The organism is Paenibacillus sp. FSL M7-1455 (genome assembly GCF_038004655.1).
In the GTDB taxonomy this organism is placed as follows: domain Bacteria; phylum Bacillota; class Bacilli; order Paenibacillales; family Paenibacillaceae; genus Paenibacillus_AQ; species Paenibacillus_AQ cookii.
The window spans coordinates 5,277,383-5,291,179 of the sequence record NZ_JBBORO010000001.1 but is presented as its reverse complement, the minus strand read 5'-3'; the positions used below and the strand labels follow the sequence as shown (position 1 = coordinate 5,291,179).

Below are 13,797 nucleotides of genomic sequence, written 5' to 3'. Positions count from 1 at the left end.
TCCCTCACCAGAAACACCTTGTTTAATCAAAATTGTCCATCCTGTCCTTGACCCTAAACAAAACTTAAACCTGAATTTCGAAAGTGCATAAGATCAATGCAAGATGCTAAAGCAATGGCGACTTAAGAAGTGAAAAGGTGGGAGTTTCCCATGTTTTAGTGGAGACGGAAGCTTGCGGCAGATGGTCTTTCCCCCTCCCCAATGAAGAGGCAGTCCTGATTTCCATGTAAAATTTTGCTTATCATTATTCTAACTGCGCCACTCGAACCTCGATTCGTTTCCAGACATAACGGCTGGGAAAGTCCCTCGCAAGCTTGAGTAGGATAGAGCGACCATGCCGAATGAGCGTTGCGGCGCAATAAAAGAATTCCAGACGGAACCGGGCAATCGTATAGCCTTGATGGACTGGCTCACAGCAGTCACGTTTGAAGCGCTCGAACAAATTGTAGGCCAGCAGCTTGATCAGCAGATCCAGACCATTGGCTTTGAAATCACCTGTCGCAATGCGATCGATGGAAAACCCGTTCTTGGCTTCCTTAATGTAATTTTCCATGCAGCAGCGCTGATTGTAGAATCGCCACAAATCGATCGGTTCCCATTCCAGATTAGTCACCATGGCTTCGTACTGCCAGTCCGAATCGAATACAATGCGGCCTTGGCCCTCCTCGAACACTTGCGCCTTACGGATGATCGCTACACGACGCGCCTTGTTCCAGGAGGTCGCTTGGTAGATCAAGCAAATACCTTCGATGATCCACTCTTCGTCGACATATCGCGTCCAGTAACGACAAGCCCCAACTTCCTTGGCCAGCCGCTGGGTCCATTTCAGCTTGCCGACATAGCCGATGTGGTGCTGCTCCCACAAGCTGTAAAAATCTTCACCGCCAAAGCCTTTGTCGAACCTTGCGTACTTCACTTTGTGTTCGTCGAGCAGTCTAAAGGTTTGCCGCAGGAAGTCGGCCGCATCGGTGGAAGAGTGCGTATTGCCCGGTCGAAGCACGGCGTTCAAGTTTAGTCGGCTCTGGCCTTCAAAGGCAAGCAGGGGATGATAGCTCTTACGCCCGGGCTTGTGTGGATTTGTGCCTTTGGCCGCGCCGGACTGATCGCCATACACGGTCTCTACCGTGGAATCCAGATCGAGAATCAGCTCAGGTGGCAAGCAGGGTCGAATGATCTCTTGATTCAGCCTCCGCAGTTCGTTAACCAGAGAGGGACAGAAACGACCAAGCCGGATCAATTCCTTGTACAACAGACTGTGATGCGGGCAGCGGCCGCCGAGAAAGCGCCTCAGCAGCACGTCGCTTTGCAAACGACGGAAATGAAAAATCCGTTCGCAGCCAAGCATCCAGCCAACGATGAGATAGAGCAGAATACGGTAAACGGGGAAGAGGGAGTTGCGCGCTTTGCCGCCGGAGAGGCTGCACATCGCCTCCGGCAGTTTGATTTTTTCGAGAAAGGCCAGGAAGATTTTGATGCCGCCGCAGCTCGTTGCGTTTTGTAGTGAAAATTCTGTTTTAATTTTGCTGATCGTTGTGGTAGACTTCACCTATAAGGTGCTCCTCTCTTTGGGTGTAGTGTTCCAAGTAAACACCATTCTACCAAAGATTCGGAGCCCTTTTCATATTTTCAAGAAGCGATACTTTCGAAATTCAGGCTTATTTTATTTTTGCATTCATCGCTTGACGGGTTTGTAGAGGGGCCAAACGGCGAAATGGACATTGGCTGGGTTTCTTACGATGCCGATTTGGAAAAACACGCGAAAGAAATTCTGAGTACTGCCGACACGGTCATTTGGGGACGCGGGACTTATCAGATGATGTACGGTTACTGGCCGTCCGTGCCATCGAACCCGTCAGCTTCGCAGCATGAACTGGAACATGCCGAGTGGATCGATAAGACACATAAAATCGTTTTCTCCACAACGCTGGAGAAAGTCGAGTGGAACAATTCCAGGCTGGTGAAACATAATGTAAAAGAAGAGATCATGAACCTTAAACAGCAGCCAGGCAGAGATATGGTCATCCTCGGCAGTCCTAGGTTTGCCCACTACCTTATGGGGCTGGATATAATTGATGAGTACAAAATCACGGTTTCTCCTGTCCTGGTCGGCAGCGGATTGCGGTTATTCCAAGGCATCAAAGAGAAGATCAATCTTAAACTTATCGAAAACAAAACTTTTGATTCCGGGGCCATTGGTCTCGTTTACCAGACGGTTAGATGACCTTGTTTCGTAGATTAAAATGCCGTCGCGAACGATAATGAAACGCCCCTGAGAATCACCCGTATGCGGCATGAGGCTCACGGGAACGATAACGCAACGACGATAACGCACTATAGAGAGTTGAAGGCAGCCGGCCCTATTTTTTGGCCGGCTGCCTTTCTTAATTTACGGACGGCGTGAGTTCCCCTATATAAAAATTTCGCCCAATATTCAATACACGAGTAAGAAAAAGACGTGACTGCCGCGACGGGGCGACTTGTTTACGGCACCATTTCGATGAATTTGGTTGCCGCCGCGGAAATCGGGAGGTTGCGCATGACCATGATCCCGACTTTGGAGGGCGGGATTTCGACGTCCAGCTTGACCTCGAACAGCGAACCTTCCTTCAACTCCTTGGCGACGAATTCCCGCGTGACGTAAGAAATGCCGAGCCCCCTGCGGGCAAACTCGATGAGCAGGTCGACGCTGCCGACCTCGATGTCTGGCTTCAGCTCGTGGCCGTATTTTTCGAACAACTCGTTGATCGCCATTCGGACCCGGCTGTTGCGCGAAAATAAAATGATCGGATATTTCATCAGTTCTTCCATCGTCAACGTCTGCCCGCTCAGCTCCGCATACCGTTCGCCGGCGACGAAGCAGTCCTGAAGTTCGGTGCTTTCGGTCACCTCCAGTTGAGCGTCCACGATCGGCATCCGCACGACCCCGAGGTCGATGCGGCCCTCCTTCAGGTAGGAGATGACCTCCGGCGTCGTGCCGTGCTTCAAATGCAGCTTGATGCCCGGATAACGCACGTGAAAGTCTTCCAGATACGGGAGGAGGTAATGCTTGAACAACGAATCGCTGCCGCCGATGCGAAGCTCGCCGCTTTCGAGGCTTTTGAGCGCTTCCATTTTTTCTTCGGCCAACGAAATGAGAATTTGGGACTGCTCGATATACGAAAAAAGAATTTTGCCTTCCTGCGTCAGCGACACGCCTTTGGCGTTGCGGTAAAAAAGCGTGAGGCCGACCCGCTCCTCCAGCTGCTTGATGGCATGGCTGACGCTGGGCTGGGTCAAGTACAGCGCCTTGGCCGCTTGCGTCAGGCTCCCCGTTTTGGCCGCCCAATAAAATACCTTATACAGCTCATAATTATTAGTCATAGACATGATCTATATCTCCTCAGAAATATATCAATTACGTGTATGGTACTTATTTGTATTATAGTGAATCCAAGACATAGAAACCAGAGTGGAACCGGCGAAGTCTTCACCCTCGTCCCAAAGCTCTGAAGGAGGGAGAAAATCGAAATGAATCCTACCACTTTCGTATTGTTTGGAGCCACCGGGGATTTGGCCAAGCGCAAAATCTACCCGGCTTTATATCATTTATATATCCATGGAAAACTGCCTGCGTCTTTTTCCGTGATTGGACTTGGGCGAAAAGAGCTGAACGACGAGACGTTCCGCGCGCACGTCCAGCAGTCGCTGCATGATTTTTACCGTCTGGAGGTCCAAGAAGGCGACACGCTGCAAGCCTTTTTGGGTTTGTTCGGCTTTCATGTCCTGCATATCGACCGCGGGGAGCATTTTGTTCAGTTGAAAGAACGGGTGGAGCGCTGGGAGAAGGAACAGGAAGGAGCGGCAAACCGCTTGTTTTATTTGTCCGTTGCCCCGGACTTCTTCGGCACGGTCGCGTCCCAAATCGAGCAGAGCGGCCTAGGCAGCGTCACGGGCTGGAAAAGGCTCGTCATCGAGAAGCCCTTCGGGCATGACCTGGCTTCGGCGCGGGAGCTCGACAGCCAACTCAGCCAGGCGTTTACCGAGGACGAGATTTACCGGATCGACCATTACCTCGGCAAACCGATGGTCCAGCGGCTTGAAGCGCTCAAACAGGCGAATCCCGTCATTCAGGCGCTGTGGACCAGCCGCTACATCGCGAACGTCCAGATCACGGCCGACGAAACGGTCGGTGTGGAAGACCGCGCCGGTTATTACGACAAGGCGGGGGCCATTCGGGACATGTTCCAAAACCATATGCTCCAGCTGCTTATGATGTTGTCGATTCATGTTTCGAACAGCAACGCGACGGCCGAAGATATCCGACTGAAGAAAAAGAACGTGCTGGAAGCTTTGGAGCCGCTGGCCAGACAGGACGTGCACACGCGCATCGTGCGCGGCCAATATACGGCGGGATCCATCCAGGGCAAGCCGGTGCCAGGGTATACTTCCGAGCCCGGCATTTCGCCCGATTCGACGAACGATACGTTTATCGCGGCCAAGCTGAACATCGACAATTATTACTGGAGGGGCGTGCCGTTTTATATCCGGACGGGCAAACGCCTGAAATCGAAAAACACGCGGATCGTGATCGAATTCAAGGAGCCGCTCCGCTCCTCGGCTTCTGCGGAGGATTCGAGCGTGCCGAACCTGCTGGTGTTCGAGATCGGCCCGAACGAAGGCATCACGCTGCAGCTGAATACGAAAGACCCGCATCATAAAGGCGAATTCAAGCCGGTTCATATCGACATGTTCCCGGACCGCGCAGAAGCGCAGGAGGCTTACGAAACGCTGATTCATGACGCGCTGAACGGCGATTCCACGTTTTTCGTGCATTCGGATGAGGTCGATTTGTCCTGGCAGTGGGTTCAGCCGATCCTTGAAGCGTTTGAAGCGGGGGAAGTGCCGCTTTATCCGTATCCCGCAGGTTCCCACGGTCCGGAGGCCGCCAACGAGCTGCTTGCCCAGGACGGTTTCCACTGGTGGTTCGACGAACCGTCCGAACAGGAGGCGGCAAATGCCGCAGAGGCGCGGAAGCAGCCCGTTGAGCATGTCACGGCCAGCTGATTAAGGCAAAACGGATCACCTAATCCAACAAAAAACGATGAAAAAACATTTTCGGGAGGTTGCATTTCATGAAGTTTTTTATTGATACCGCCAATTTGCAGGACATCCAATCCGCCTACAAAATCGGGGTGTTGTCCGGCGTGACGACGAACCCGTCCCTGGTCGCCAAAGAAGGCGTCAAATTCGAGGACCGCATCGCCGAAATTTGCCAGGCCGTTCCTGAGGTCGAATCGGTGTCCGCCGAAGTGACGCCGGATGCGGAAACCGCCGAAGAGATGATCGCGCAGGCCAACGAATTGATCAAAATCAACGGCAACGATCCGAAAATCACGATCAAGCTGCCGATGACCCTGGCGGGTCTGGAAGCCTGCCGTTATCTGTCCCGGAAAGGCGTCAAAACGAACGTTACCCTGATCTTTACGGTCAATCAGGCGCTGCTTGCGGCCCGTGCCGGAGCAACGTACGTATCGCCTTTCCTGGGCCGGCTCGATGACATTTCGGAAGACGGCGTGCTGCTGGTGGACAAAATCGCGCAGTTGTTCCGCACCCATAACCTCGACACGCAAATCATCGCCGCATCGGTCCGTCATCCGGACCATGTTACCCGCGTAGCGATGGCGGGCGCCCACATCGCGACGGTGCCGTTCTCCGTCATTGCGCAGCTGGCGAAACATCCGCTGACCGACCAAGGCCTCGTCAAATTTGCGGCCGACTGGAAAAGCAGCGTGAAGTAATTCTACAAATGAAAAAAAGGCAATCTCCGCGGTGCTGTCCAAGACAGACCGGGAGATTGCCTTCTTTTTTACCCTTGTTATGCGATACGCATGCGAAGATGGTATCTCGAGAGACGTTCCCTTATTTGAACTTGATGACGCCGGTCGTGTGCAGAAGCACGAGAACGACAAGGATCGGCGCGATGTACCGGAGCGTGAACAGCCATACCCGGAACCATCCGGCTTTGAGTCCGGCCGCCTCCGCGGCGTTTTTCCAGAAGTATCCCGCAAACAGCGTGGTGATCAATCCGCCTACCGGAAGCAGGATGTTGGAGGCGATAAAATCGAGCCAGTCGAAAAAGTTCTTGCTGCCCATGTGCGTAAAGGCAGGCACGATGCCGAAGGACAAGGCCGAAGGAAGGCCGACCAGCAGCACGAGCACCGAGATGATCAGCACCGACTTCATGCGGCTCCAGCCCCAGCGGTCCATCGCAAACAAGACGGGAACCTCCAGCAGCGATACCGCCGACGTCAGCGCCGCGATCGCCAGCAGAATGAAAAACAGTCCCCCGAAAAACGCGCCGAACGGCATGGCCGAAAAGGCGGCCGGCAGGGCGATAAATACGAGGCTTGGCCCGGAGTTGGGCGCGATCCCAAAGGAAGCGGTCGTCGGGAAAATGATGAGCCCGGCAACGAAGGCGTAAATCAGGTCGCCTGCCCCGATCGCGATCGTCGCCGCCCCGAGCGATTGACGCTTGTCCACGTAAGCGCCGTACGTCAGCAAAATCCCCATGCCCAGCGACAAAGAGAAGAAGGCATGTCCAAGCGCGACCAAAGCGGATTCGGTCGTTAATTTGGAAAAATCGGGTTTCAGGAAAAATTCCACGCCTTCGCCCGCACCCGGCAGGGTGACGGCCCGGATCATCATCACGATCAGCAAAATGATCATGCCGGGAATGAGGATTTTGTTGAATTTTTCGATGCCTCCGGAAATCCCTTTAACCACGACAAAACCCGTGATCGCAATGGCGATGATCTGCCAGATGACCGGCATATAACCGCCGATGAAGCCGCTAAATTCCCCTTCGAAATCCGTGCTGTTGTACAATTGCCCGCTGAACGATTGTACCGCGTAATGAAGCGTCCAACCCGCCACGATGACGTAGAAGGTCAGGATCAGGAACGGGGCGATGATTTGCAGCAGGCCGAGACGGCCGAAGATTTTGGAGCCGCCGGCATTGACGAAGGAGGTCGCCGCGCTGCCCCTGCCGGCCCGTCCGATGGCCAATTCAGCCAACAGTACGGGCAAGCCGATGATGATCAAGCAAACGATAAAAAGCAGAAAAAAGGCTGCGCCGCCATTTTGGCCCGTGATGTACGGAAACTTCCACATGTTCCCGAGACCCACGGAGCTGCCGATGGCGGCTAGAATAAACCCCGCCGAAGAAAAACGGTCGTTTTTTCCCGGTGCCGCTGGTTTTTTTTGCGGTGTTGTCATAGATGTTCCCCCAGTTTATTTTTGAAAGTTCCTTTTATTATATTTCATTTTCCCGGCAAAGCCATATGAAAATCTTCCTAAAAAGCAAAAAAGGGGATGCCATAGGGCTTTGCCGGCGACACGATGCATGAAATAAACACCCGCTAACCCGGCATTTTTTGTGAAGAGGTCATGGGAAAAGATCGGGCAGGATCAAAAGCAAAACTGCCCTGGGGAGTCTCCCAGGGGCAGTTTTTTTATACTCTGGAAAAAATCGACTCAACCGATGCCGGCAAAGGTGCCGTAGACCAGGAACACGTTCAGCACCGTCAGCACGATCGCGATGGCCCAGGTCAAATATTTGATCCAGGAGCGGTTCGCGAACTCGCCCATCCGCTTCTTGTCGCTGGTGAAGATGACCAGCGGGATGATCGCAAACGGAAGCTGGACGCTCAGGAATACTTGCGTGTACAGGAGCAGCTGTTCGACCGCGTTTTCCCGGCCGCCGTACAAAACGACGCAGACGATGACCGGAATGACGGCGAGGAGCCGCGTAATGATGCGGCGCAGCCAGCCGGGCATTTTCATCCGGATAAAACCTTCCATGACGATCTGGCCGGACAACGTGCCCGTAATGGTCGAGTTTTGGCCCGAAGCCAGCAGCGCGACCGCAAACAGGGTGCTCAGCAGCGGGCTGGCGATGGCGCCGACGATGGCGTTATCGGATAGCGCGTTGTACAAATCGGTGAACCGGCCCAAATCGCTGGTCGAACCGAAAAACATGGCGGCCCCCAGCACCAGCAGCAAACAGTTGATCACGAATGCGATGCTGAGCTGGATGTTGGAATCGATCGTCGCGAAACGAACGGCTTCCTTTTTGCCTGCGGAGGTGCGTTCGAATTGGCGCGATTGCACCAGCGACGAGTGCAAATAGAGGTTATGCGGCATGACGGTCGCTCCGACGATTCCCAGCGCGATCAGCAGCATGCCGTTGTTGGTCGCGATTTCCGGACTCGGGATAAAGCCTTGGAGCAGCGGCCCGATGCTTGGGCTGGACAATAACACTTCGTAAAAGAACACGATAAAAATGGTGGCGATCAGCGTTGCGACGATGGCTTCGATTTTACGGAAACCGACTTTGGCGAGCAGCAGCAGCAGCAACACGTCCAGCGTCGTAATCAGCACGCCGACCAAAAGCGGAATTTTGAATAACAGCTGCAGCGCCACCGCGCCGCCGATCACTTCGGCGATATCGGTAGCCATGATCGCAAGTTCGGTCAAAATCCACAAGACGATGGCGACCGGTTTGCTTGTCGCTTGGCGCGTCGCCTGCGCCAAATCCATGCCCGTCACGATGCCGAGCTTGGCGCACATGCTCTGTAGCAGCATGGCGATGAGGCTGGAAAGCAAAATGATGCTTAGAAGTGTATATCCATATTGTGCTCCGCCTTGTATGGAAGTAATCCAGTTTCCCGGGTCCATGTATCCGACGGCGACCAGGACGCCGGGTCCGCTATAGGCGGCAAGCTTTTTCCAGAACCCCGCGTTTTTCGGGAGCGAAACGGTATTGTTGATTTCGCTGAGGCTGAGCCCGTTCGTGGAGCTGAATACCTGATGTTTCCGGTTATGTTTTGGGGTTGGGTCAATAGAAGTCATGTTTTCCATCGTTATCCCTTCAATCTATTTATGAGTTTAATGATTCATGATATAGAACGTTCCGTCGTCTTGATACCTCTATTTTGCCCCTGGTAAACTTTTTTGTCAATGGCAAATATAATTTGATCCGATTAACTTAATTGTTGTTGTACAAGTCTTGGAGGATGACGAAAAAAGGAGGGTCTTGCGGGCGCCTGCCTATTAAAAATATAAACGACAAAAAACCGCCCGATAAACCCGAGGCGATTTTTTGGATAGGCGTAAATTCTGTTTTTCAGTGCGTTTCTCTCGGCTTTCCGGAGCCGAATCCGCGTTTGAACAACATCGTCGTCGACAGCTTGGCGCAGCATAAGGAGACCGCAACGAACACGAGACACCAGACGACGGCCGGAACATACGTCGCTTCGGCCAGATTGGCGGCATCGCCCGCGGAACCGGGACGCGTCACCGACCGGAACAAAATGACGAACGGGCTGATCACGGACTCGACCAAGCAGATAAAGGCAATGAGCATATAATAGCATCTTTGCAGCAGAGGCGGAGCCGCAAAAGCGACGAGCCCGCTCAAAACCGCAAAACCGATGCACCAGATGACCCCGTAGCCGTTGCGCACGAAAAGCGCGGCCGCGACGATGGCCAGAATCATGGCGGTGATCAGTCCGGCGCGCTCTTGTCGTCTGGCATAAAGGTAAAAGAGCAGCACCGCAAACAGCGCGGAACCGACGTATCCGGCAAGCGAGATCGGAATGGCCATCCAGTTGCGGTCAAACGTGGAGAGCGTGACTCCGCCCTGGTTGCTGTACAAATGGATGACATTGACCCGGCCCGATAAGGCCAGCGTCATCAGGGCATGCGACAGCTCGTGGACAAGGGTATCCACGTTGCGGAAAAACGCCGAAAACGGAAGAAAACGCGTTAAAATGCTGGTCAACACGACGACCGCGATCATTTTTAACCAAGCTTGAATGGCGGTTCCCTCATTTCAGTATGATTTGCTTCTATCTTACATGCGGCTGAAGGGAAATGCCAGCGCGAATCCGGAGAAAGCGGATGCCGAACGTGTCTTTTCCTGCAGATCAGGTCTCGCTCCGGAACGTCTTCCCGAGAAAATCGCCCAGCGCGAAATAATGCCTGAAATTATAGATCAGCGGGCTCCATTTGGCGGGATCGACGTGGTTTTCGCGAATCAAAATGTCTTCATGGGCGTGAACGCGAACGGCCTTCGTTTCGATCACCGCAAAAAAGTCGGCGTATTCCGGCAGGCGGATGTTCACCGCTTCCGCTTCGATTTGCAGCGGACACTCGAGAATGCGACTCGGGCGGACGGCTTCGGACGGAATCGGCGTCAGGCCGCTGACGGCGTATTTGTCTTTGGCGCAGGTGAAGCCTAACGCTTGTTTGAACGCCGGGACGGGGTCTTTGCCCGTAAAAGGGGCAAGTTGTTCGACATGCTTCCATAAGGACGGATCGGGGATATTCAACACGCACTCCGGATGGCGCATCAAATTGTCGTACGCCTTGCTGCTTGTCCCCAGCCCCAGGACGATGTAATCGCCGAGCGCCCAGGAGGACGAGATCGGGCTGATATTGACCGTTTCGTCCTCGTTCAACGTATTCAGCAGCAGGACAGGGGTGCCGTAATATAATATTTTGGGCTCTATCGTGGCGATTCGAACATCGGATGTTTTCTTTTGCGTATGAGGCATGAAATCACATTCCTTTCTGCGATGGGTTGCAAGGAATAGTTTAATCGAGAAAAAATTCGATGCTCATCGAAATGTGAATGTTAGTTTCGGAGCTGCCCCTTCCGGCATGTTAGCGTTCTGATCCGGCCCTTGCTCAAAAATAATGTACAGGAAAAAATTTAACCAAATCATATTGCGTATCGATACGTTACATGATATTATGATTTCAGCGAAGGGCATATCGATGAGATGGCCTTCGGGTTGGTTCGGGAATGACCCGGGATGTCCGGACGTCCGCGATGTTCCCGCCAATCAGACCAAGGTATCGATACAGGAAAGGAATGATTTTTTTTAATCATTCATATAGCGTTACGTAACGTCATATACTATTTTGAATCGAAAAGGAGATGTATTTATGAAAAAAGTTTTGTATGTGCCTCTGGACGATCGCCCTTGCAATCTTGACGACGTGGTCGTGCAGGCCCGGGCGGCAGGGATCCAGGTCATCACTCCGGATGCGGAAGACGTGAAAAACAGGCTCGACACCGAAGCGGACGCCGAAGGGAACACGCTGCTCGACACGCATTCCCCGGTCTTTGGAGACACGGATCGGATCCGGCGGTTTATTCAGAAACATATTTTGGCGGTCGACGGATTCATCATCTCGTCCGATATGCTGGCCTACGGAGGGCTCATTGGCAGCCGGCGCTTCCGCACCAGCGGGGGCGGCACTTATCCGGACTATGATCCGGAAACGACCGGATTGCTTGACGTCATTCGCGAAATTAAGCAGACCTGCCCCCATAAGCCCGTGTACGTACTCGATACGATTATGCGGCTTGCCACGACCGTATTCGTCGAGGGACTGACCCAAAGCGCGTACGACGAGGCCCGCGCCTTTGCGCAGCAGCCTCGCGCGGCCGCTTCGGAATTCGAAGCGATTTTGGACGGCTACGACATCAAGCCGGACGGCACGCATTTCGGGACGCCGGTACACTTCGACAAGGAGCAGTATTACAATGCGCGGCGCCATAAGTTCAAATCGAATTATTACATTTTGGACCAGCTCGTCCGCTCGGGAGCGATCGATTTTCTTGCCATCGGCGTCGACGATTCGTATACGCAGGGCGTGCAGTCGAATGAAATCGACTTTCTTGAGGCTTATGTAGACCAGCATTTGAACGGCCATGACGGCCAAAATCCGGACCGCGTCATCCTTCTACCGGATGCGGACGGCCTGGGCCACTCCCTGATGGGGCGCATGGCACTCCATTTGCACCGCTGCGGCTTCAAACCGCGATACAGCGTCCGGTATTTCGGGCCCGACGGTTCGACGATCGTGAATCCCTATGAGTATATGAGCGTGCACGATAATATCCGGTATCATGTGGACATGATCGGCGGACGTTTCGTAGACTCGGGGCCTTGCGACATCGAAATCGTTGCGATCACGGGAGCCGACAAGGCTATAGAAGCCGCGAGCCATATCGCGGGCAATGCCGATCAGCAGCTCCCAACGATCGCGATCGATTTCGTGGGGGGCGGCGCGGCGAACGAAACCGTGACGCAGGCGCTGCTGGACGATGCAGCCATCGGAATGCTGCTTGGGTACAGCGGTTGGAATACGGCCGGAAACAAAATCGGGCTTGCGCTCGGAATGGCCCAATCCCGGTATGCGTATCTGATCACGGAACGCCGGCCCCATGCGTTGGGGGATGCCGCCAATGCGCATGGTTCGCTGCTCTTCAAACGTTTCCTGAAGGATTATTATTATAAAAAGCTGACGATTGCCGAAGTTCGGACCTACTCCCGGGCGCATTCCCTGTACGAGAACGTTCCTTATGCAGACCAGAATATGCTTCTGTTCAACTCGCCGGAAGACTATGAAGTTCTCGTGAAGCTGCTGCGGGACCGGATGCAGGAAAATACGAAAGCTCTTGCGGAACGTAAAGCGTTCCAGGCCTGCGCTTCGCGGGCGATCCGCCAGATCAAACGATCCGGCAGCTGGATTTGTTCGGCTTATGCCGGCGCATCGTTAGCGTATGATAATCCGGCATTCATTTGGGGACGCGCGTTTGAAATTACCCTCGGGCCAAGCGTTACGTTGGAGTGAATAAAGATATCCATAACCGCCACAGGAACTTATAAGGAATTATAGATCGTAAAAATCATGAGAGCAGTCCGTTTCCTAACGGGCTGCTCTTTTAGGGATGACGGCATGCCGGATGGATGCCTTATATTGCGTAACGTTACAAGGCATACTATAATACAACCGTGAGAAAGGAGAGGTGGCATGAAATACGCCCTCAATTTATTCGGATATACGGTTGACTGCCGGATCGATTTTCCGGACGGAACGATGCGGATCGACATTGACGATGAGGATCAGGCCGCACTGCGGGCATATCTGCTGCGGGTATTGGTAAAATACGGACGGCAGCCGGGGCCGCAGGACAGCCTCGAAAGCCTGGTTCAGGCCGCGATCGAAATCGAAAAAGGCATGAGCGGACACTTAAGCGAGCCGAAGCTGAAGCTTCCTTATGAGTTTCAGCCCGAGATCAAGGAAAAGCTGATCGAAGCCGCCGAGCTCCAGGACATGTCCGCAACGCAGCTTTTGATTCGCCTGATCGAAAGAAAACACCAAAGCGTATTCGGGAAGGAAGGCTGAAGATGGCATACGGAAACAAGGTGAAATTCCATTACGACGTTCCTGTGTACATTAAGCAAATGCTGGCGGATACGGCCAAAAAATTGAACATGACCGCAACCGAGCTGCTGTCGAGAACGATCGAAGAGGAATATGCCCGCGTCAAGGCTTTGAAGGAAGGGACTAAACAAGATTAAGCTTGTCCGCCATATCGGCAAACACCCGGACGTCGGAAAGCGGCAGGCTTTCATACGCGTACCCGGGGTCGCCCATGTCCGTCGAAAAGCAGTGGCACTGGGCGTAATTTTCCTTACGGTTCCTTTCGATCAGCAAAAGCTGAATCTGGGCACGATCCGTCAGCAGCTTATAGAAATAATCCGAACCGGAATCGGCTTCGATCAGGTCCATCACCGCTTGCCTGATTTGTTTGGGCAGCCGGCATCTTAAATCGGCGGCTCCCGTTTCCGGATCCATTTTTTGAACGATCGTCGTCAAGCCCATCAACTCCGTTTCTTTCGTTCCTATGTTTTCGCTAAAAACATAAACGGTCCTTTATTTCAAATTATACCAAACATA

13 protein-coding genes are annotated in these 13,797 nt (G+C 53.3%); 6 read left to right on the top strand and 7 right to left on the bottom strand.

Going from position 1 to position 13,797, the window contains the following annotated elements; all coding sequences use genetic code 11:
* Nucleotides 1-244: 244 nt before the first annotated feature.
* A complete protein-coding gene (locus NYE48_RS24210; protein WP_009226929.1) occupies nucleotides 245-1,546 on the bottom strand; it encodes an IS1380 family transposase in 1,302 nt (433 codons plus the stop codon).
* A 90-nt stretch (nucleotides 1,547-1,636) separates the two neighbouring features.
* Between NYE48_RS24210 and NYE48_RS24205 the strand changes: the two genes are divergently transcribed.
* A complete protein-coding gene (locus tag NYE48_RS24205) occupies nucleotides 1,637-2,221 on the top strand; it encodes a dihydrofolate reductase family protein (protein ID WP_341000724.1) in 585 nt (194 codons plus the stop codon).
* A 260-nt stretch (nucleotides 2,222-2,481) separates the two neighbouring features.
* Here NYE48_RS24205 and NYE48_RS24200 read toward each other — a convergent pair whose 3' ends face one another.
* Nucleotides 2,482-3,360, bottom strand: coding sequence for a LysR family transcriptional regulator (locus tag NYE48_RS24200; protein WP_341000723.1), 879 nt, complete (start codon nucleotides 3,358-3,360; stop codon nucleotides 2,482-2,484).
* A gap of 147 nt (nucleotides 3,361-3,507) precedes the next feature.
* Here NYE48_RS24200 and zwf point away from each other — a divergent pair, with 147 nt between their 5' ends.
* Together zwf and fsa are read left to right on the top strand one after the other, a co-directional pair.
* The gene (zwf, locus tag NYE48_RS24195; RefSeq protein ID WP_212949949.1) at nucleotides 3,508-5,043 is read left to right on the top strand and encodes a glucose-6-phosphate dehydrogenase; all 1,536 of its coding nucleotides are present in this window, start codon (nucleotides 3,508-3,510) and stop codon (nucleotides 5,041-5,043) included.
* Between the two features lie 68 nt (nucleotides 5,044-5,111).
* On the top strand, nucleotides 5,112-5,777 hold the full coding sequence (fsa, locus tag NYE48_RS24190) for a fructose-6-phosphate aldolase (protein WP_036707271.1): 666 nt from the start codon (nucleotides 5,112-5,114) through the stop codon (nucleotides 5,775-5,777).
* A 121-nt stretch (nucleotides 5,778-5,898) separates the two neighbouring features.
* On the opposite strand, the gene NYE48_RS24185 is transcribed toward fsa, so the two are convergent.
* The 4 genes from NYE48_RS24185 to NYE48_RS24170 all read right to left on the bottom strand — a co-directional run bounded on the left by NYE48_RS24185 (nucleotide 5,899) and on the right by NYE48_RS24170 (nucleotide 10,595).
* A complete protein-coding gene (locus NYE48_RS24185; protein ID WP_341000218.1) occupies nucleotides 5,899-7,254 on the bottom strand; it encodes a sodium-dependent transporter in 1,356 nt (451 codons plus the stop codon).
* Nucleotides 7,255-7,512: 258 nt separating this feature from the next.
* Nucleotides 7,513-8,889 carry an Nramp family divalent metal transporter gene (locus NYE48_RS24180; protein ID WP_052146823.1) on the bottom strand — a complete coding sequence of 459 codons (1,377 nt, stop codon included), beginning with the start codon at nucleotides 8,887-8,889 and terminating at the stop codon, nucleotides 7,513-7,515.
* A gap of 274 nt (nucleotides 8,890-9,163) precedes the next feature.
* Nucleotides 9,164-9,838 (bottom strand): M50 family metallopeptidase, encoded by a 675-nt coding sequence (locus NYE48_RS24175; RefSeq protein WP_081992074.1) that lies wholly within the window; start codon nucleotides 9,836-9,838, stop codon nucleotides 9,164-9,166.
* A gap of 127 nt (nucleotides 9,839-9,965) precedes the next feature.
* Nucleotides 9,966-10,595: a flavin reductase family protein gene (locus NYE48_RS24170; RefSeq protein ID WP_036707277.1), complete on the bottom strand. Its 630-nt coding sequence runs from the start codon at nucleotides 10,593-10,595 to the stop codon at nucleotides 9,966-9,968.
* Nucleotides 10,596-10,989: 394 nt separating this feature from the next.
* Here NYE48_RS24170 and NYE48_RS24165 point away from each other — a divergent pair, with 394 nt between their 5' ends.
* From NYE48_RS24165 to NYE48_RS24155, 3 genes are all read left to right on the top strand, one after another.
* On the top strand, nucleotides 10,990-12,687 hold the full coding sequence (locus tag NYE48_RS24165) for a DUF4127 family protein (RefSeq protein WP_341000217.1): 1,698 nt from the start codon (nucleotides 10,990-10,992) through the stop codon (nucleotides 12,685-12,687).
* Nucleotides 12,688-12,867: 180 nt separating this feature from the next.
* Nucleotides 12,868-13,242 (top strand): hypothetical protein, encoded by a 375-nt coding sequence (locus NYE48_RS24160; protein ID WP_341000216.1) that lies wholly within the window; start codon nucleotides 12,868-12,870, stop codon nucleotides 13,240-13,242.
* A 2-nt stretch (nucleotides 13,243-13,244) separates the two neighbouring features.
* Complete coding sequence (locus tag NYE48_RS24155) at nucleotides 13,245-13,418, top strand: hypothetical protein (RefSeq protein ID WP_197069917.1); 174 nt, start codon at nucleotides 13,245-13,247, stop codon at nucleotides 13,416-13,418.
* Here NYE48_RS24155 and NYE48_RS24150 read toward each other — a convergent pair.
* The gene (locus NYE48_RS24150; protein WP_341000215.1) at nucleotides 13,405-13,716 is read right to left on the bottom strand and encodes a hypothetical protein; all 312 of its coding nucleotides are present in this window, start codon (nucleotides 13,714-13,716) and stop codon (nucleotides 13,405-13,407) included. The genes NYE48_RS24155 and NYE48_RS24150 overlap by 14 nt on opposite strands.
* Nucleotides 13,717-13,797 lie beyond the last annotated feature (81 nt).